This window comes from Mesorhizobium sp. B2-5-11, assembly GCF_006440835.1.
Classification (GTDB): Bacteria; Pseudomonadota; Alphaproteobacteria; order Rhizobiales; family Rhizobiaceae; genus Mesorhizobium.
The window spans coordinates 195,185-213,283 of the sequence record NZ_VFUK01000002.1 but is presented as its reverse complement, the minus strand read 5'-3'; the positions used below and the strand labels follow the sequence as shown (position 1 = coordinate 213,283).

At 63.9% G+C, this 18,099-nt stretch carries 16 protein-coding genes; 8 read left to right on the top strand and 8 right to left on the bottom strand.

The window, feature by feature from the left end; translation table 11 throughout:
* Positions 1-7: 7 nt before the first annotated feature.
* Entirely contained in the window at positions 8-226 is a 219-nt protein-coding gene (locus FJ490_RS08160; protein WP_140518225.1) for a DUF1674 domain-containing protein, read from the top strand.
* Positions 227-286: 60 nt separating this feature from the next.
* Here FJ490_RS08160 and FJ490_RS08155 read toward each other — a convergent pair whose 3' ends face one another.
* Positions 287-961, bottom strand: coding sequence for an HAD-IA family hydrolase (locus FJ490_RS08155; protein ID WP_140654880.1), 675 nt, complete (start codon positions 959-961; stop codon positions 287-289).
* A 181-nt stretch (positions 962-1,142) separates the two neighbouring features.
* Between FJ490_RS08155 and FJ490_RS08150 the strand changes: the two genes are divergently transcribed.
* The 3 genes from FJ490_RS08150 (at position 1,143) to FJ490_RS08140 (ending at position 5,407) form a co-directional block, all read left to right on the top strand.
* Positions 1,143-2,012, top strand: a complete 870-nt coding sequence (locus tag FJ490_RS08150) for a transglutaminase family protein (protein ID WP_140729427.1) — start codon at positions 1,143-1,145, stop codon at positions 2,010-2,012.
* Positions 2,013-2,299: 287 nt separating this feature from the next.
* Positions 2,300-3,778, top strand: coding sequence for a TadE/TadG family type IV pilus assembly protein (locus FJ490_RS08145; protein WP_140729426.1), 1,479 nt, complete (start codon positions 2,300-2,302; stop codon positions 3,776-3,778).
* A 366-nt stretch (positions 3,779-4,144) separates the two neighbouring features.
* A complete protein-coding gene (locus FJ490_RS08140; protein WP_140729425.1) occupies positions 4,145-5,407 on the top strand; it encodes a cyclopropane-fatty-acyl-phospholipid synthase family protein in 1,263 nt (420 codons plus the stop codon).
* Between the two features lies 1 nt (position 5,408).
* Here FJ490_RS08140 and FJ490_RS08135 read toward each other — a convergent pair whose 3' ends face one another.
* Both FJ490_RS08135 and acs read right to left on the bottom strand, forming a co-directional pair.
* Positions 5,409-6,149 carry an MOSC domain-containing protein gene (locus FJ490_RS08135; protein WP_140729424.1) on the bottom strand — a complete coding sequence of 247 codons (741 nt, stop codon included), beginning with the start codon at positions 6,147-6,149 and terminating at the stop codon, positions 5,409-5,411.
* A gap of 8 nt (positions 6,150-6,157) precedes the next feature.
* Positions 6,158-8,113, bottom strand: a complete 1,956-nt coding sequence (gene acs / locus FJ490_RS08130; RefSeq protein WP_140580149.1) for an acetate--CoA ligase — start codon at positions 8,111-8,113, stop codon at positions 6,158-6,160.
* Between the two features lie 304 nt (positions 8,114-8,417).
* On the opposite strand from acs, the gene FJ490_RS08125 reads away from it, so the two are divergent.
* A complete protein-coding gene (locus FJ490_RS08125; protein WP_140492921.1) occupies positions 8,418-8,690 on the top strand; it encodes an usg protein in 273 nt (90 codons plus the stop codon).
* 231 nt (positions 8,691-8,921) lie between these two features.
* On the opposite strand, the gene FJ490_RS08115 is transcribed toward FJ490_RS08125, so the two are convergent.
* Together FJ490_RS08115 and FJ490_RS08110 are read right to left on the bottom strand one after the other, a co-directional pair.
* Entirely contained in the window at positions 8,922-9,956 is a 1,035-nt protein-coding gene (locus tag FJ490_RS08115) for an aldo/keto reductase (RefSeq protein WP_140729423.1), read from the bottom strand.
* 58 nt (positions 9,957-10,014) lie between these two features.
* Positions 10,015-11,196: an MFS transporter gene (locus FJ490_RS08110; RefSeq protein ID WP_140729422.1), complete on the bottom strand. Its 1,182-nt coding sequence runs from the start codon at positions 11,194-11,196 to the stop codon at positions 10,015-10,017.
* A gap of 124 nt (positions 11,197-11,320) precedes the next feature.
* Between FJ490_RS08110 and FJ490_RS08105 the strand changes: the two genes are divergently transcribed.
* The gene (locus FJ490_RS08105) at positions 11,321-12,226 is read left to right on the top strand and encodes a LysR family transcriptional regulator (protein WP_140729421.1); all 906 of its coding nucleotides are present in this window, start codon (positions 11,321-11,323) and stop codon (positions 12,224-12,226) included.
* 154 nt (positions 12,227-12,380) lie between these two features.
* Here FJ490_RS08105 and FJ490_RS08100 read toward each other — a convergent pair whose 3' ends face one another.
* The 3 genes from FJ490_RS08100 to FJ490_RS08090 form a co-directional block, all read right to left on the bottom strand.
* The gene (locus FJ490_RS08100; RefSeq protein ID WP_140492934.1) at positions 12,381-13,430 is read right to left on the bottom strand and encodes an aldo/keto reductase; all 1,050 of its coding nucleotides are present in this window, start codon (positions 13,428-13,430) and stop codon (positions 12,381-12,383) included.
* A 117-nt stretch (positions 13,431-13,547) separates the two neighbouring features.
* The gene (locus FJ490_RS08095; protein WP_140492937.1) at positions 13,548-13,802 is read right to left on the bottom strand and encodes a type II toxin-antitoxin system Phd/YefM family antitoxin; all 255 of its coding nucleotides are present in this window, start codon (positions 13,800-13,802) and stop codon (positions 13,548-13,550) included.
* Positions 13,803-13,902: 100 nt separating this feature from the next.
* Entirely contained in the window at positions 13,903-14,565 is a 663-nt protein-coding gene (locus FJ490_RS08090; RefSeq protein ID WP_140566744.1) for a YggS family pyridoxal phosphate-dependent enzyme, read from the bottom strand.
* Between the two features lie 152 nt (positions 14,566-14,717).
* Between FJ490_RS08090 and leuS the strand changes: the two genes are divergently transcribed.
* Positions 14,718-17,342 (top strand): leucine--tRNA ligase, encoded by a 2,625-nt coding sequence (gene leuS / locus FJ490_RS08085; protein ID WP_140518238.1) that lies wholly within the window; start codon positions 14,718-14,720, stop codon positions 17,340-17,342.
* On the top strand, positions 17,329-17,907 hold the full coding sequence (gene lptE / locus FJ490_RS08080) for an LPS assembly lipoprotein LptE (protein ID WP_140628125.1): 579 nt from the start codon (positions 17,329-17,331) through the stop codon (positions 17,905-17,907). The genes leuS and lptE overlap by 14 nt, the downstream gene beginning before the upstream one ends.
* Positions 17,908-18,099 lie beyond the last annotated feature (192 nt).

The window sequence follows — 18,099 nt, the reverse complement described above, 5'->3', positions numbered from 1 at the left end:
ATATCGCATGAACGACGAGACCAGTAAAACACCTGCCACTGATGACGAAGCGCGGCTGAAGACGCTGACGCCCGCCGCCCGCCGCGCGCTTGAAGAGGCCGCGGCGCGGCGCGAGGACTACCGCCGCAAGGAAGCCGCGGTGCCGAAGGAAGTCGGCGGCCGCGGCGGCAAGGAGCCCGGCCGCTACGGCGACTGGGAGATCAAGGGCCTGACCAGCGATTTCTAATATGCCGGCCCAGCAAACAGCTCATTTGCCGGCAATCGGGTGTTTGAGTGTCGCCACAGCCTAGAAGGCCGCCGCCGCCGCCCGCTGCGGCTCGAGCGCGATCCAGCCCCGCTCGTCGACGGTGACGCCGATGGCGTCGTAGCCAGCGATCGCGGCATGCCGCGTCGCCAGGGGATGTCGGTGCGTGGCGTTTATGACCATGACCGCTGCGCCCGCCGCCTCGGCCGCCGTGATGCCCGCCGGGGCATCCTCGAACACGAGGCAATCGCGCGCATCGACGCCGAGCCGCGTCGCGCCGAGCTGAAAGCAGTCGGGCGCCGGCTTGCCGCGTGAAACATCTTCCGCCGCGATCAGCACGGCCGGGACGGGGATGCCGGCAGCCTTCATGCGCAAGAGCGCCAGTTCCCGCGGCGCCGAGGTTACGATCGCCCAGCGCTCCGGCGGGAGCGCGTTGAGAAACGCGGCGGCGCTGGCGATCTGAACAATGCCCTCCAGATCGGCGGCTTCGGCCTTGAGCAAGAGGTCGGCCTCATGCGCCGGATCGACGCCGGGGAGCGCCAGACCGGCGATCGTCTCGATCGCCCGCACGCCATGGATCGTCGGCAGGAAGGCGGCGACGTCGAGCCCTTGCCGCCGCGCCCAGTCGCTCCACACCCGTTCGGCCGAGGCAATGGAATTGATGAGCGTGCCGTCCATATCGAAGAGGAAGGCGGCGAATTTTCTGCCTGCGTACATGATTTTCCTTGATTTCGGGGAGGTCTTTCGAGGGAGCGCCGATGGTAACGTCCCTGCGCCGGCATTGGAAGCCGCGCGGCCTCCTTTTCGGCCAGTCCCCCTTTCCGCAAGTCAGGGAACCGTGATCCGCCTCCGGCGTTTCAACTTCGCTGCTTTTCCACGACCATCGAAGGGGGACGCGATGCTGATTCGGCTCGGCTACGAAATGGCCATTGAATGCGCTGGAGCCAGGCCGGTGATTTCAATGCTCGAGATCCACAGGGACAGGCAGGCCGACATCAAGCGGCAGACGCGCATGCTGACGTCGCCCGCGGTTCCGACCAGGCTCTACAGCGATTTGCATGGCAATTCGTGCCGCCGCTTTACCGCACCCGCCGGCACTTTTCGCATCCTCTACGATGCCGTGGTCGAGGACAGCGGCGAGACGGACGAGGTCAACACGCTGGCACGCGAGGTGCCGGTGGCCGAGCTGCCCGACGAGGTGCTGTTTTATCTGCTGGGCAGCCGCTATTGCGAGACCGATCACCTGAGCCAGCTCGCCTGGGAGCTTTTCGGCCGTTTGCCGTCCGGCTGGGCGAGGGTGCAGGCGATCGTCGATTACGTCCACAACCGGCTGTCCTTCGGCTATGGCTATGCCCGCTCGACCCGCACCGCGGCGCAGGCGCATGAGGAGCAGGTCGGCGTCTGCCGAGACTTCGCCCATCTGGCGATCACGCTCTGCCGCTGCATGAACATTCCGGCACGCTATGTGAATGGCTATCTCGGCGACATCGGCGTGCCGGCCGATCCGGCGCCGATGGATTTCTCGGCCTGGATGGAAGTGTTTCTCGACGGCAAGTGGCACACGTTCGACCCCCGCCACAATGTTCCGAGGATCGGCCGCATCGTCATCGCGCGCGGACGCGATGCCACCGACGTGCCGTTGCTGCACAGTTTCGGCCCGCACCGGCTCAGCCTGTTCAAGGTATGGACCTACGAACAGGAGAACAATCTGTTCAACCCGCCCTACCACGCCATCGACAGGACGGTCACCGCGCAGATGCTGGCCTGAGCCGGGTTTCCATGCATCCCCATACTGCCTCGCTCTGGCACAGGTGCCGCTGTGCCGCGGCGGGACACGGCCGCGCGCCCTGTGCCGCGACATGCAGGATCTTGGTAAGCGCTTCGTAAATGCCGCGCGAACGCAGCATTGGCGTTTACCGGCCATTCACCTTTCCATCCTTGAAAGCGAAGTAAAAACAAGAGTCTAGTCCCTGGTGCGCGGCCGCTGGCCGCGCCCGGCCGGAATCCTGCATCGATCCGCCCGGCGACGAGGCCGGGGCGAGCGGAGAGAGAACGATGCGGATTTTCGGGGGTCTTGTGGACGCGGCCGGCGACTTTGCCAGGCATCGCGGCGGGAATTTCGCCATCCTGTTCGGATTCGCCGCCTCGGTCTTGGTGCTGGGCGTCGGCTTCGCCGTCAACATCACCCAGCTCTACAACGCCAAATCGAGCCTGCAGAGCGTGGTCGACGCCGCGGTGACGTCGACGGCGCGGGACCTGACGACCGGCGTCATCAAGGAGGCCGATGCCAACAAATCGGTGCAGGCCTTCCTCAACGCCAACAGCACGGCCGGCATCCTGCAGGCCAACCAGATCGTGCTCGACAGGCTGACGGTCGACAGGACCGCCAGGACGGTGCAGGCGGAGGCCCATGCCGACGTCGCCTTCTATTTCCCGCTGTTCGGCACGCGCGACATGCAGCGCGTTCCCGCCTCGACGACAGCGCTCTATTCGGACAAGCAGATCGAGGTGGCCATGATGCTCGACATAACAGGCTCGATGGCGAAGCGGGGCAAGGTCGACAAGATCGGCGATCTGAAAGCAGCAGCGAAAAACGCCGTTCGGACGATGCTCCGGAACCAGGATCCGAAGAACCCCCGCATCCGCGTCGCGATTGTGCCTTACGCATCCGGCGTGAACGCCGGCAAGCTGGCCGAAAACGTCTATGCCGAGAAGCCAGGGAGCTCTGAGCTGCCACCCGTCGCCGGCAGTTCGCTTCTCGTCGCCAAGACGGGCAAAAATTTGCTGCCGTCCTTCAGCGACTACATCTCCATTGTCGGCGCGGCGATGCCACGCCCCGATAATTGCGCCACGGAGCGCAAGGACAAAAATGGCGACGCGGATTTAAGCGCCGACGGCCCAGATGCTGTTCGCATGGATAAGAACGGCAAGAAGTACTATGCCCTGGTCAACCGGGATGATCATCTCAATGGCGGCGGAATGAACAAGTGTCCCGATGCGGAAGTGATCCCGCTGACCGCCGATTCCGGCGCATTGCTTGGTTCGATCGACGACTTCCAGGCTGACGGTTATACCGCCGGCGCGATCGCCATTCAGTGGACCTACTATATGCTGTCGCCGCAATGGCGCGCAGCGATCAAGAATGCCGGCCTCGGCAACGGCGCCTCGGACGTCAACGCGAAGAAGATCGCCAAGGTCGCGATCCTGATGACCGATGGCCAGTTCAATACCGCCTTCGCCGGTGCCGGGGGCCGCTACAACAGCCAGGGCAATCTTGCGCGCGGCAACGCCGAAACGCTGTGCGGCAACATGAAAAATGACGGCATCGAAATTTTCACCATCGGCTTCGACCTGAACAACAAGGACATGTCGGCAACCGAGCGGGATCAGGCAAAGGCGGTGCTGAAGGACTGTTCGTCGAAAGATGCCTCCACCGCTCAAAAACACTATTTCGAGGTGTCGACCGGGGTGGAATTGGACGCCGCCTTTCAGGAAATCATCCGCAACACCGAAAAGGTCGCGCTGACGCAGTAGGCCGCACAAGGAAAAGGCCGCCGCTTCTTTCGAAGCCGGCGGCCTTCCGTGTTTCCGTCCATGGCGCGGCTCCTGGCGGCAACCCGATGGGTCGCCCGCCGCGCATCTCGCGCCTTAACGGGAAGACTGCTTCCCGAAAGTGCAATCCGCTGAGGCCACGTTCTGGAAAACGAAATCACTCGACATCGGATCACCTCCTTTCAGTTTGTTGAACACGCACTGATGATGGGGTGCGTTGCAGCAAAAGACAAGACGCCAGATGGAAAAAGACGTTTTTCCGGCTTGGCCGCGTCCTTTCGTGCAATCGGGTTGCGGCCAGGGGTTCAAGCGGACAAGATCGGCCTACCGAATGTAGTGGGGGACGGCATGGACGCTACCGAAAGAGCAGCACGCATCGTTCGCACGGTCGTCCAGGCGCTGAAGCCGGGCTTTGCCGTCAGGCTTTGGACCGGCGAGCGCATCGGTCCGGCCGGCGGCCCGGTGCTTGCCATCAACGACCAGGACATCGTCTGGCAACTGGCCCGCCGGCCAAATTTCTCGACGCTGGTCGAGATGTGGATTTCCAAGGCGGTCGATGTGGAGGAGGGGTCGCTGTTTGACCTCTACGCGCTGCCTTCACGAGGCAAGCTGCGGTTCAAGGCGCTGCCGAAGCTCGCGATCATGCGCGACCTGCCGGCCGTGCTGTTCTCGCGAAGGCAGATGACGCAACGCGCCGACCTCGCCGGGCAAAATCCCTTTGTCAGCGGCTCCAACAAGCAGGCGATCCAGCATCATTACGACATATCGAACGCCTTCTACCGGCTCTTCCTCGACGAGCGCATGGTCTACAGCTGCGGGTATTTCAAGGATTTCGCCAATGACATCGACCAGGCCCAGGCCGACAAGCTCGAGCATATCTGCCGCAAGCTCCGGCTGAAGCCTGGCGACCGCCTGCTCGATATCGGCTGCGGCTGGGGCGCGATGCTGATCCATGCGGTGAAGCATCATGGCGTCGTCGGCCATGGCGTCTCGTTGTCGGAGGCCCAGACCGGACTCGCCCGCGAACGCATTCGGGCCGAGGGGCTGGAGGACCGGATCACCATCGAGATAAAATCCTATGCCGAGCTCACCGGAAGCTTCGACAAGATATCCTCGATAGGCATGTTCGAGCATCTGGGGCTGGCCAACCACGCCGCCTACTTCTCGACCGTCCATCGCCTGCTCAAGCCGGGCGGCATCTATCTGCATCATGCCATCACCAGGCGCAGCAAGGGCAGCATGAAGAAGACCTTGCGCAAGGGCTCGGAATACAAGGCGCTGATCAAATACATCTTCCCGGGTGGCGAGATCGACACGATCGGCATGACGTGCGGCAATCTGGAAGCACATGGCTTCCTCGTCCACGACGTCGAGAATCTGCGCGAGCACTACGCCCGCACCTGCCGGCTGTGGGCAGAGCGCCTGCATGCGCGCTTCGACGAGGCCATCGCCGAAGTGGGAGAAGCCAAGGCGCGGCTGTGGCTGCTTTACCTGACCGGCTGTTCGATCGCTTTCGATCGCGCCTCGGCGCAGATTTTCCAGACGGTCGCCACCAAGCGGACGCGGGGCCCGAGCGGCCTGCCGCCGACGCGGGCGGACCTTTACCGGTAATTCAGGCGAATCGCATCCCGTCGCCGACCTTGACGCTGGCCGCGCGGTCGACGGTGCAGTAGACGCCGAGATTGTGCGCGTTATGACGCACCAGATTGCGCAGGATCGCCGGGTCGTCGTCGAAACCGTCCTGGGCGATGATGGTGAAGCCGCAGCGGCGGCACGGCTCGGAGATGGTCAACAGCAGGTCGCCGACGGCGAGCTTCCTGCCGATCCATTCGGTTTCGGGGAAAGTGCCTTCGACCGCCGCCATGTCGATGACGATGTTGGGACGGAAGCGGCGTGGATCAGGAGTGCCTTGCGGATGCAGCGCCTTCAGGCGCGCCAGGGAGGCGGTGGTCAACAGATGGATCGGCGCCTTGCGGTAGCGCGCCTCGGTCAACGGGCCGGCATAGGCCGGCGGGGCGTTCTCCAGGCCGAACGGACGGATCGAGGCCGGAAAGCCTAGATAGTCGGAAACGGCACGGTCGCTTTCGACGCCGGGCGCTGCCAGCCAATCCGCGCCGGGAATCGCGATCTCGAGCCTGCGGTCGCCCGTCAGCCGGGTGCGGATGCGCGGCACCTTGTGCCACTTCGGCTCGCGATCGGGCCGGGCGATCTCATTGTCGGAGGCATCGACCAGGCCGAACATGCGGTCGCCCTCGATGCTCTCGGTGCCGACCGCGATCGTCTCCAGGCGTTCGCCGGCGAGCGAACTCGCCGGATAGCGCCAGAGTTCGGCAACGCTGCCTATCGCGGCCATGGCCGGTGTCAGCCTTTCTTGTTCTGGCGGTTGGCGACGAGGTCGTCGACGACGGCCGGATCGGCGAGCGTCGAGGTATCGCCAAGGGCGCCGAAATCGTCCTCGGCAATCTTGCGCAGGATGCGCCGCATGATCTTGCCCGAGCGGGTCTTGGGCAGGCCGGGTGCGAACTGGATCTTGTCGGGCGTGGCAATGGCGCCGATCTCCTTGCGGACATGGGCGAGGAGTTCCTTGCGCAAGTCCTCGCTCGGCGTCTCGCCGGCCATCAGCGTGACGTAGCAGTAGATGCCCTGGCCTTTGATGTCGTGGGGATAACCGACGACGGCGGCTTCCGAAACCTTGTCGTGGCTGACCAATGCGGATTCGACCTCGGCCGTGCCCATGCGGTGGCCGGAGACGTTGATGACGTCGTCGACGCGGCCGGTGATCCAGTAATAGCCGTCGGCATCGCGGCGGCAGCCGTCGCCGGTGAAGTACTTGCCCTTGTAAGTCGAAAAATAGGTCTGCACGAAGCGGTCGTGATCGCCATAGACGGTGCGCATCTGGCCGGGCCATGACTCGGTGATGCACAGATTGCCGTCGGCGGCTCCTTCAAGCACCTTGCCCTCGCCGTCGACCAGTTGCGGCTTGACACCGAAGAAGGGCCGCGTGGCCGAGCCGGCCTTGAGGTCGGTGGCGCCCGGCAACGGCGTGATCATGATGCCGCCGGTCTCGGTCTGCCACCAGGTGTCGACGATCGGCACCTTGGCGTTGCCGACGACGTTGAAATACCACTCCCAGGCCTCCGGATTGATCGGTTCGCCGACCGAGCCCAGCACGCGCAGCGATTTGCGCGACGCCTTTTTCACATGATTGTCGCCGGCGCCCATCAGGGCGCGCAGCGCCGTCGGCGCGGTGTAGAAGATGTTGACCTGATGCTTGTCGATGACTTCCCAGAAGCGCGACTGCGAGGGGTAGTTGGGCACGCCCTCGAACATCAGCGTGGTGGCGCCGTTGGCGAGCGGCCCGTAGACGATGTAGCTGTGGCCGGTGACCCAGCCGACATCGGCGGTGCACCAGTAGATGTCGCCATCATGATAGTCGAAGACATATTGGTGCGTCATCGAGACGTAGACGAGATAACCCGCCGTGGTGTGCAGCACGCCTTTCGGCTTGCCGGTCGAACCCGACGTATAGAGGATGAACAGCGGATCCTCAGCCTTCATCTTCTCCGGCTTGCACTCAGCCTTAACGGTCGCGGCCTCTTCGTGGTACCAGACGTCGCGGCCCGGCGCCCAGCCGATCTTGCCGCCGGTGCGGCGGACCACCACCACCTTTTCGACCCTGGTACCGGCTTTTGCCGCGATCTCGATCGCCTTGTCGGTGTTCTCCTTCAATGGGATCGGCTTGCCGCCGCGCAGGCCCTCGTCAGCGGTGATGACGATGGTTGACTTGCAATCGTCGATGCGGCCGGCGAGCGCGTCGGGCGAAAAGCCGCCGAAGACGACCGAGTGGATGGCGCCGATACGCGTGCAGGCGAGCATCGCATAGGCCGCTTCCGGGATCATGGGCATATAGAGGGTGACGCGGTCGCCCTTCTTGACGCCGTGCTTCTTCAGCACGTTGGCGAAGCGGCAGACATGCGCATAGAGCTCATTGTAGGTGATCTTGCGGTCGTCGTAGGGGTTGTCGCCTTCCCAGATGATGGCGGTCTGGTTGCCGCGCTTCTTCAGGTGGCGGTCGATGCAGTTGTAGGAAACATTGGTCTGGCCGTCCTCGAACCATTTGATGGAGACCTTGCCGTCGAAGGAGGCGTTGCTGACCTTAGAGAAGGGTTTGAACCAGTCGATGCGCTTGCCGTGCTTGCCCCAGAACCTGTCCGGATTCTTCACGCTGTCGGCGTACCATTTGAGATAGGTGTCGTTGTCGATCAGCGCATTCTTCTTCCAGGCCGGCTGAACGCGGTGGACATGAACCTCGGACATTTCCTGCTTTTCCTCCCGAAACTAACGCCGGCTTGAACCGCCAGCGGGATCGCGGCGACGCGGCCGCGAATTCGCGCGCATTATTAACAGTTCCGCGATGACGGCAACATTAGACGTTGGGTTTGCGCGGCGGGATGCCGCACATGGGTCCGCGGCTGCTGTCAGCACTTGCACCGGACCGCTGCTAACTTCATGTTTTCGCGTGCTAAAGCCGGTTTCGATCAAGAAAAAATCAATAGACGGTTAAGCAACCGCGCGCACAATCCATTGTTGGGAGGAAGGAGAATCAACCCGGGGAGCAAAAATGCGCGACCAGCTTGAAATGGACCTGATGCTGCGGGGCTATGGCCTGACTACGGCCAATATCCTTTATCATTTCCCAGACCATCCGCATCTGTTGCAGAGCTTCATATGGCAGGACTACGACATCGCGCCGAAGTTTCCGGTGCTGATCCGCTTCATCGAGTTCTGGAAGACCAAGCTCGAGGGGCCGCTGCATTCGGTCAGCTACACGCACCAGAAGCTCATCGCGCCCAACGAGTGGCGCAAGGTCGACGGCGAATTCGTGCTGCATTAGGGGCCGCTGCTTCGAGGTCGTAAGGTCGGCACTCTACGGCGCCCCCCTCTGTCCTGCCGGACATCTCCCCCACGTGGGGGGAGATCGGCAGCTTTGCTAACAGCGCCATCCCTTCACGTTGGAAATTGGCGAAAGCCGAGGTGACATCCAATCTCCCCCGTGGGGGAGATGTCCGGCAGGACAGAGGGGGGCGCTGCCCCGCTAACCTTCGGCTCTAGCGGTCGGACACGCTCAAACCGCCGGCGGGCTCAGCCGGGCAAAGCCCTCCTGGCGGCGGTAGGGAAAATAAGGGTAGGGCGCGGTGACCTCGCTTGCCGCATCGAGCTTCCCGATCTGCTCCGGCGTCAACGTCCAGCCGACGGCGCCGAGGTTCTGGCGCAACTGCTCCTCGTTGCGGGCGCCGATGATGACGGACGACACGGTCGGGCGCTGCAACAGCCAGTTGATGGCGATCTGCGGCACGGTCCTGCCGGTCTCCTGCGCCACCGCATCGAGGGCCTCCATGACCCGGTAGAGATGCTCGTCCTCGACCGGCGGTCCGAAGCTCGCGGTGTCGTGCAGCCGGCTCTTTTCCGGCACGGGCTGGCCGCGACGGATCTTGCCGGTCAGGCGGCCCCAGCCGAGCGGACTCCAGACCAGCGCGCCGACGCCCTGGTCGAGGCCGAGCGGCATCAACTCCCATTCATAGTCGCGGCCGACCAGCGAATAGTAGACCTGATGCGCGACATAGCGCGGATAGCCGTGCCTGTCGGCCAGCCCGAGCGACTTCATCACCTGCCAGCCGGAGAAATTGGAGACGCCGACATAGCGCAATTTGCCGGCGCGCACGAGGCCGTCCAGCGTCGACAGCACCTCCTCGATCGGCGTGCCGGCATCGAAGGCATGCAACTGCAACAGGTCGATGTAATCGGTGCCGAGCCGCTTCAGCGCGGCGTCGACGGCCTTGATCAGCCGCGAACGCGAGGAACCATAGTCGGCCGGCCCGTCGCCCATCGGCAGCGAGGTCTTGGTCGAGATCAGCACGGCATCGCGCCGGCCCTTGATCGCCTCGCCGAGCACCTCTTCCGAGGCGCCGTTCGAATAGACATCGGCGGTGTCGAACAGATTGACGCCGGCCTCGAGGCAGATGTCGATCAGGCTCCGCGCTTCCCTGGCGTCGCTGTTGCCCCATGCGCCGAACAGCGGGCCGGAACCGCCGAAGGTTCCCGCTCCGAACGAGAGCACCGGCACCTTCAGGCCCGATGCGCCAAGATTTCGATAGTCCATTTTCTTGCTCCTTGTGATTTTGAAAGAAGTCGAATCGATCCGGCTTTGCCGGCGAGCTTCACGACCGCACGCAGACGGGCGCGCCGAGCGCGGTGCCGCGGTCGAGACGCAGGGCCAGTCCCGCCACGGCGAGTGCCGCGACCGGCAGCAGCGCGGCGATCCAGGTGAGCGAACCCAAGCCAAGACCTTGGGCAATGACCGCGCCGCCGAGCCAGGCGCCGGCGGCGTTGCCGAGGTTGAAGGCGGCGATGTTGAAGGACGAGGCGAGGCTCTGGCCAGCACCTTGGGCCTTTTCCAGCACCCACATCTGCAAAGGCGCCACGGTGGCGAAGGCGGCGGCGCCCAGCAGGCCGACATAGATCACGGCCAACACCTGGCTGTGGATAGCAAAGCTCATGGTCGCCAGAACCAGGGCGAGCACCACGAGGCTGCCGAGCACCGCCGGCACCAGCCAGCGGTCGGCGATCTTGCCGCCGGCGATATTGCCGGCGATGAGGCCGCCGCCGAAGACGAGCAGGATCGGCGAAACGGCCGCTTCCTTGAAGCCGCTGATCTCGGTCAGCAACGGGGCGATATAGGTGAAGACGGCGAAGACGCCGGCATAGCCGAGAACGGTGGTGGCGAAGCCGAGCAGGACGGGCGTACGGCGCAGCACGGCGAGATCGGCGCGCAGGTCGCTCTTCTCGGGAGCTGTCCGATTGCGCGGCACCAGTGCCAGGATGACGGCAAAGGCCGCGAGACCGACCGCGGTCACCGCCCAGAAGGTGGCGCGCCAGCCAAAAGCCTGGCCCAGCCAGGTGCCGAAGGGAACGCCGAGAATGTTGGCGATGGTCAGGCCGGTGAACATGAGCGCGATCGCCGACGCCTTCTTGTTGGGCGCGACCAATCCGGTGGCGACCACCGAGCCGACGCCGAAGAAGGTGCCATGGGCAAAGGCGGTGATGACGCGCGCGCCCATCAACGTCCAATAATCAGGCGCCAGCGCACAGGCCAGATTGCCAATGGTGAAGATCGCCATCAGCGCCAGAAGCACCGTCTTGCGCGGCCAGTTGCCGGTGGCGACCGTCAGCAGAGGTGCTCCGATGACGACGCCCAGCGCATAGCCGGAAATCAGTTGGCCGGCGGCCGAGATCGAGACGCCGAGATCTTTGCTGACGTCGATGAGCAGGCCCATGATGACGAATTCGGTGACGCCGATGCCGAAGGCGCCGGCGGCGAGAGCATAGAGAGCGAGAGGCATGATGTTTCCACTTCGGCGGTGACGGGCGCCCTGTCCAGGCCGCGCCCCGAACGGGAAGATCGTGTGGCCATGCGATGTGAACCAGACTTGCTTCAGGCATACTTTCTGTGAAATAGATTCACAGATGGCGAGATCCGACATCAACCGTTCCGGCGAGATCGAAGTGTTTGTACGCGTCGTCGAGGCGGGCAGCTTTTCGGCGGCGGCACGTGCCTTGCGCATGACCCCGTCCGCGGTGAGCAAATTGATCGCGCGGCTGGAGGCCAGGCTCGGCGCGCGGCTGCTCACCCGCTCGACGCGCAAGCTGCAACTGACGCCGGAAGGCACTGCTTTCTACGACAGCGGCATGCGCATCCTCGCCGACATGGACGCGGCCGAGCGCGAGGCGGCCGCCGGGGCGGCGCCGCGCGGCCGGTTGAGGGTCAACAGCTACGTGCCGTTCGGCCACCACCGGCTGATGTCGCTGCTGCCTCGGTTTCTGGAGCGTTATCCCGAGATTTCCGTCGACGCCGTGCTGACAGACAGCGTGATCGACCTTCTGGAGGAGCGCGCCGATGTGGCGATACGCGCCGGGCCCTTGCGCGAGTCACGGCTGGTAGCGCGCAAACTGGGGCAGAGCCGGATGGTGCTGGTCGCGGCACCCTCCTATGTCGAAGCGCGTGGGACGCCGCGCACGCTGGCCGATCTCGGGCGTCACAATATGCTGGCCTTCGGCTTTGCGCGGCATATAGACGGCTGGCCTTTTGTCGATGCGGCAGGTGCGCCGGTCATCGTCCCGGTTGTCGGAAACGCAACGCTGACCGACGGCGAGGCGATGCGGCGGATCGCGCTGGCGGGAGGCGGAATCGCTAGGCTGGCGCGCTGGCATGTCCAGCCGGACATCGACGCCGGGGCATTCGTCCCGTTGCTGGAGGAATTCAACCCAGGCGACGAGGAGGCCACCCATGCCGTCTATGTCGGCCAGGGCAAGCATCTGCCTGCGCGGGTGCGGGCTTTTCTCGATTTTCTCTCGGAGGCCGTTCGCCTCTAGAGCAGTTCACCGTTTCGTGGAAACGGCGAACCGCTCTAACTCTTTGTTTTGACGCAATTCTGGACAGAAAACCGCACACACTTTTCTTGGAATTGCTCTAACTGAGAAGCCGCGTACCTAAGGCACGCGGCTTCGAAGCAAGCTCGAAAAGCGATCAGGCCTTCGGCACGAACGGCGCCGGCCGCCGGCCGGCCGCCTGCCGCTCCAGCATCCAGCCGGGATATTCGGCCGGCAGCGCGCTCACCTCGTCCAGTCTGGCGAGATCATCGGTATCAAGTTTGAGGTTCGTGGCGGCAAGGTTCTGTTCGAGCTGATCCATGCGGCTGGCGCCGATGATCACGCTCATCACGAAGGGCTTGGCCAGGACATAGCCTAGTGCCACGGTAGCGACGCTGACGTCATGCTTTTTGGCGATCTCGCGCATGACCGCGACCGCCGCCCAGGCGCGGTCCTCGTTGACCGGTGGGAAGTTGAAGGAGGCGCGGCGGCCCTCGCCATTGCCGGGCGCACCAGGGCCGTATTTGCCGGACAGCAGTCCGCCGGCCATCGGCGACCAGACCATAAGACCGAGCTTCTCCTCGTTGATCAGCGGCACGATCTCGCGCTCGAGATCACGACCGGCGATCGAGTAATAGGACTGGATGGTCTCGAAGCGGGCAAAGCCCTTGCGGTCGGCTATGCCAAGCGCCTTGGCGATGCGCCAGGCCTGCCAGTTGGATACGCCGACATAGCGGACCTTGCCGCTGGCGACGAGATCGTCCAGTGCCCTGAGCGTCTCATCGATCGGCGTCACCGCGTCGGTTCCGTGCAACTGATAGAGATCGATATGATCGAGCTGCAGCCGTTCCAGGCTGGCATCGACCGAGTCCATGATGTGGCCGCGCGAGGAGCCGCGCTGGTTCGGGCCTTCGCCCATGGCGCCGTGAACCTTGGTGGCGACGACCACGCTCGACCTGTCAACGCCGAGATCCCTGAGCGACTGGCCGAGCAGGCGCTCGGATTCGCCGAAGGAATAGACATCGGCCGTGTCGAAGAAATTGACCCCGGCGGCGAGCGAGCGGCCGACGATCTCGTTGACGCCTTTCTGGTCGAGACTGGCGATCAGGCCCCATTGGGCATTCTGGCCGGCTGCACCGAAGGTCATGGTGCCGAGGCAGAGTTCGGAGACGAACATCCCCGTATTTCCAAGCTGGTTGTAATGCATGGCGAAAGCTCCAGAGATTTGTGATGACACAGATCAAATAGGAACGGTACGTTTCGTTTCCAGCGCTGGCGTAATCAGCCGGTAGAACTGGACCATCTTGCCGGTGACAGAAACTTGTCAGAGATGGACCGCTCGGATCATTGTGTTCGGGCGGCGATTGACCTCCTCGACAAATTCGTCATCCCAGACGAGGACGGAGAGAAGATATTGCGCAAGGGAGGGCTTTGCGCCAACCCACCGTTCGTAGTCCTCAACCGCTAGCACCACGGCAGATGGCTGCCCTCGCACCGTAATGGTTTGCGGCCCTTTTTCGCGCGACTGTCTTACCAGCTTCGAGAGGTTGTTTCTTGCGTCCCGCAGCTGCCAGCTCAAGAAGACTACTCCTCGCTTGACTCGCAAGATGTGTTCAGTCCGTCTGTGTATCACAGGCTTAGAACTCACAGACGACAGGGCCAACCCAGGGCGGACGGTTTTATCGACTGCCGAAGATCGCCGAACCGACCCTGACACTGGTGGCGCCGAAGGCGATGGCCGTCTCGTAATCGCCGGACATGCCCATCGACAGTTTGGCGACGCCTGCCTCCCGCGCCAATTTTTCCAGCAGGGCGAAATGCGGGCCGGGGTTCTCGTCCGCCGGCGGAATGCACATCAGGCCTTCGATGGCGAGGCCGTGGACATCGCGGCAGCGGGCGACGAAGGTCACGGCCTCGCGCGGCTCGATGCCGGCCTTCTGCGGCTCGGAGCCGGTGTTGACCTGGACGTAGAGTTTCGGTGCCCGGCCTTGCCGGGCGATCTCCCTGGCGAGTTCGGCGGAAATCTTCTCACGATCGACCGTCTCGATGACGTCGAACAGCGCCACGGCTTCCCTGGCCTTGTTCGATTGCAGCGGGCCGATCAGATGCAGTTCGACATCGGGGAAAGCCTCTTTCAGCGCTGGCCACTTGCCCTGCGCTTCCTGCACCCGGTTCTCGCCGAAGACGCGCTGGCCTGCCTCGATGACGGGCCTGATGTCGGCGGCGTCAAAGGTCTTGGAAACCGCGACCAGCGTCACCGCGCCAGCGTCGCGCCGGGCTTCGCGCTCGGCGGCGGCGATCTTCGCCTTGACCGCTAAAAACTGCTGAACGGCGTCGCCCATGTCCAAATCCCGCTGTTTTGACCGCGTTTTTTCCAGACGCGATACCCATATGGTTGACGGGTTTGCCAAACCATGGTGAACACCCGGACCACATCCAATGGACTGCCGAGCTGTCGCCCGCAGTCCGCATGCTTTTAAGTGAAAAACGTCCCATGGCAACCGAACGATACAATCCGCGCGCGTCAGAGCCCAAATGGCAGAAGGCCTGGGCCGACAGGAAGCTGTTCGAGGCGCACAACGATGATCCGCGCCCGAAATACTACGTGCTGGAGATGTTCCCCTATCCATCGGGACGCATCCATATCGGGCATACGCGCAACTACACGATGGGCGATGTGGTGGCGCGCTACAAGCGGGCCAAGGGTTTCAACGTGCTGCATCCGATGGGCTGGGACGCCTTCGGCATGCCGGCCGAGAACGCGGCGATGCAGAACAAGGTCCATCCCAAGGAATGGACCTACCAGAACATCGCCACCATGCGCGAGCAGCTCAAGGTCATGGGCCTGTCGCTGGACTGGGCGCGCGAATTCGCGACCTGCGATGTCGACTACTACCACCGCCAGCAGATGCTGTTCCTCGACTTTGTCGAGAAAGGCCTGGTGACGCGCAAATCCTCGAAGGTCAATTGGGATCCGGAGGACATGACGGTGCTCGCCAACGAGCAGGTCATCGACGGGCGCGGCTGGCGCTCGGGCGCGCTGGTCGAACAACGCGAGCTGACGCAATGGTTCTTCAGGATAACCGATTTTGCGCAGGATCTCCTGGATTCGCTCGATCGCCTCGACGAATGGCCCGAGAAGGTCAAGCTGATGCAGCACAATTGGATCGGCCGTTCGGAAGGTCTGCTGATCCGCTGGCCGCTGGCGGCTCCCGTCGCCGGCGAGCAGGAGCTGGAAGTCTATACGACCAGGCCCGACACCATCTTCGGCGCCTCCTTCATGGCGGTCGCCGCCGACCATCCGCTGGCCAGGAAGGCCGCCGAGACCAATCCGGCGCTGGCGAGCTTCATCGACGAAGTCCGCCATATGGGCACTTCGGTGGCGGCGCTGGAGACGGCCGAGAAGAAGGGCTTCGACACCGGCATCCGTGTCGTGCATCCGTTCGACGAGAACTGGACGCTGCCGGTCTACGTCGCCAATTTCGTGCTGATGGACTACGGCACCGGCGCCATCTTCGGCTGCCCGTCCGGCGACCAGCGCGACCTCGACTTCGCCAACAAATACGGCCTGCCGGTGATCCCGGTGGTGATGCCGGAAGGTGCTGATCCCAAGACCTTCCAGGTCATCGACGAAGCCTATGTCGACGACGGCGTGATGATCAATTCGCGCTTCCTCGATGGCATGAAGCCAGAGCGGGCGTTCGACGAGGTGGCGAAGCTGCTGGAGCAGAAGACGATCGGCAACCGGCCGATGGCCGAGCGCAAGGTCAACTTCCGCCTGCGCGACTGGGGCATTTCGCGCCAGCGCTACTGGGGCTGCCCGATCCCGATGATCCATTGCGAGGATTGCGGCGTGGTGCCGGTGCCGAAGGCAGACCTGCCGGTGAAGCTGCCCGACGATGTCGAGTTCGACCGCCCAGGCAACCCGCTGGACCGCCACCCGACCTGGCGGCATGTCAAATGCCCGCAATGCGGCAAGGATGCGCGGCGCGAAACCGACACGATGGACACGTTCGTCGATTCGTCCTGGTATTTCGCCCGCTTCACCGCGCCCTGGGCGAACGAGCCGACCGACCCGAAGGCGGCGAACGAGTGGCTGGCCGTCGACCAGTATATCGGCGGCATCGAGCACGCGATCCTGCATCTGCTCTATTCGCGCTTCTTCACCCGGGCCATGCGCGAGACCGGCCATCTCGACCTAGCCGAGCCGTTCAAGGGCCTGTTCACGCAAGGCATGGTGGTGCACGAGACCTATCGCGTGGGATCGGCATCGAACGGGCGCTGGCTGGCGCCGACCGAGGTGCGGCTGGAGGACGTCGACGGCAAGCGCCGCGCCGTCGAAATCGCCACGGGCGAGACGGCGGAGATCGGCTCCCTGGAAAAGATGTCGAAGTCGAAGAAGAACACGGTCAGCCCGGAAGACATCACCGACGGCTACGGCGCCGACACCGCGCGCTGGTTCATGCTGTCGGATTCGCCGCCCGAACGCGACGTCGAATGGACCGACGATGGCGCCGCCGGCGCGCATCGCTTCATGCAGCGCATCTGGCGCCTGGTCTCGACCGCGGCCGAATCGCTGGCCGGCATCGCACCCATAGCGGGCGGTGGCGGTGAAGCCGGGGCGGTTTCCAAGGCCACGCACAAGATCCTGAAAGCGGTCGGCGAGGACATCGAGAAACTCGCATTCAACCGCGCCATCGCCCGCATCTACGAACTCGCCAACGCGCTGACCACGCCGCTCAATGAGGTGGCCGAAGGCAAGGCCGATGCCGCGCTCAAAGGCGCCTGCCGGGAGGCCGTGGAGGTGCTCGTGCACCTGATCGCGCCGATCATGCCGCATCTGGCCGAGGAATGCTGGGAGGCGCTCGGCGGTGCCGATCTGGTCGCCGAACGGCCGTGGCCGATCTTCGACCCGGCGCTGGTCGTCGACAATGAGGTCACCTACCCGGTCCAGGTCAACGGCAAGAAGCGCGGGGATTTGACAATTGCCCGCGACGCGGACCAAGGTGCGGTCGAAAAAGCCGTGCTCGCTCTCGACTTCGTGCAGAAGGCGCTCGAAGGCAAGGCTCCGCGCAAGGTGATCATCGTGCCGCAGAGGATCGTCAATGTCGTTGCCTGATCGGGAGAAGACAGAGCTGAGCCGTTTGCTGCGCCGTGTCGCGCTTGCCGGCCTTGTCGGCTCGCTTGCGCTCGTTTCGGCCTGCCAGGTGCGGCCGCTCTACTCGAGCGCGCCGCTGTCGACCGGCTCGAGCGCCAATGCCGAACTGGCGTCGATCGCCATCAAACCGGTCAGGACGCGTTACGGCCAGCAGGTGCGCAACAATTTGATCTTCGGATTTGGGCGCGGCGCCGGCGAACCGGCATCGCCGGCCTACTCGCTCGACCTCGGCGTGACCGAAGCCGTTGAATCCTCGGCGCTCGTGCAGGTCGGAACCGACCAGGACGAGCCGACCGCCGGTTCGGTGACGCTGACCGCCGGCTACAGGCTGACCGATGCCAAAACCGGGGCGGTGATCGCGACCGGCAAGCGGGCGATCACTTCGTCCTTCGACAGGCCGCGCCAGGAATTCGCCGCGTACCGGGCACAGATCGATGCCGAGAACCGCGCCGCGCGCGAGCTTGCCAACGCGCTGCAACTGTCCATCGCCCAGGATCTCGCACGGCACGGCAAGACGGCCGGTTAGCGCCGCTCTCCGTTTCATGGTGGCATAACAATCTGGTGCCTGAAGGCCGCCTTTGCCACGGCTCCGGAGCCGGTTCTCCGTTCGCCTTTAGCCGAAGCACGCGGGTGTGTTGACGATCGTGGGATGACGATCGGCCGCACGGGTCCGATCGTCCGACACCGCTGTGAAAGTCACGCTTCGCCGCTCTTGGGG

Coding starts and splice junctions, on each gene's coding strand:
- FJ490_RS08160 (WP_140518225.1), top strand. CDS start 8: ATGAACGACGAGACCAGTAAAACACCTGCCACTGATGACGAAGCGCGG.
- FJ490_RS08155 (WP_140654880.1), bottom strand. CDS start 961: ATGTACGCAGGCAGAAAATTCGCCGCCTTCCTCTTCGATATGGACGGC.
- FJ490_RS08150 (WP_140729427.1), top strand. CDS start 1,143: ATGCTGATTCGGCTCGGCTACGAAATGGCCATTGAATGCGCTGGAGCC.
- FJ490_RS08145 (WP_140729426.1), top strand. CDS start 2,300: ATGCGGATTTTCGGGGGTCTTGTGGACGCGGCCGGCGACTTTGCCAGG.
- FJ490_RS08140 (WP_140729425.1), top strand. CDS start 4,145: ATGGACGCTACCGAAAGAGCAGCACGCATCGTTCGCACGGTCGTCCAG.
- FJ490_RS08135 (WP_140729424.1), bottom strand. CDS start 6,149: ATGGCCGCGATAGGCAGCGTTGCCGAACTCTGGCGCTATCCGGCGAGT.
- acs (WP_140580149.1), bottom strand. CDS start 8,113: ATGTCCGAGGTTCATGTCCACCGCGTTCAGCCGGCCTGGAAGAAGAAT.
- FJ490_RS08125 (WP_140492921.1), top strand. CDS start 8,418: ATGCGCGACCAGCTTGAAATGGACCTGATGCTGCGGGGCTATGGCCTG.
- FJ490_RS08115 (WP_140729423.1), bottom strand. CDS start 9,956: ATGGACTATCGAAATCTTGGCGCATCGGGCCTGAAGGTGCCGGTGCTC.
- FJ490_RS08110 (WP_140729422.1), bottom strand. CDS start 11,196: ATGCCTCTCGCTCTCTATGCTCTCGCCGCCGGCGCCTTCGGCATCGGC.
- FJ490_RS08105 (WP_140729421.1), top strand. CDS start 11,321: ATGGCGAGATCCGACATCAACCGTTCCGGCGAGATCGAAGTGTTTGTA.
- FJ490_RS08100 (WP_140492934.1), bottom strand. CDS start 13,430: ATGCATTACAACCAGCTTGGAAATACGGGGATGTTCGTCTCCGAACTC.
- FJ490_RS08090 (WP_140566744.1), bottom strand. CDS start 14,565: ATGGGCGACGCCGTTCAGCAGTTTTTAGCGGTCAAGGCGAAGATCGCC.
- leuS (WP_140518238.1), top strand. CDS start 14,718: ATGGCAACCGAACGATACAATCCGCGCGCGTCAGAGCCCAAATGGCAG.
- lptE (WP_140628125.1), top strand. CDS start 17,329: ATGTCGTTGCCTGATCGGGAGAAGACAGAGCTGAGCCGTTTGCTGCGC.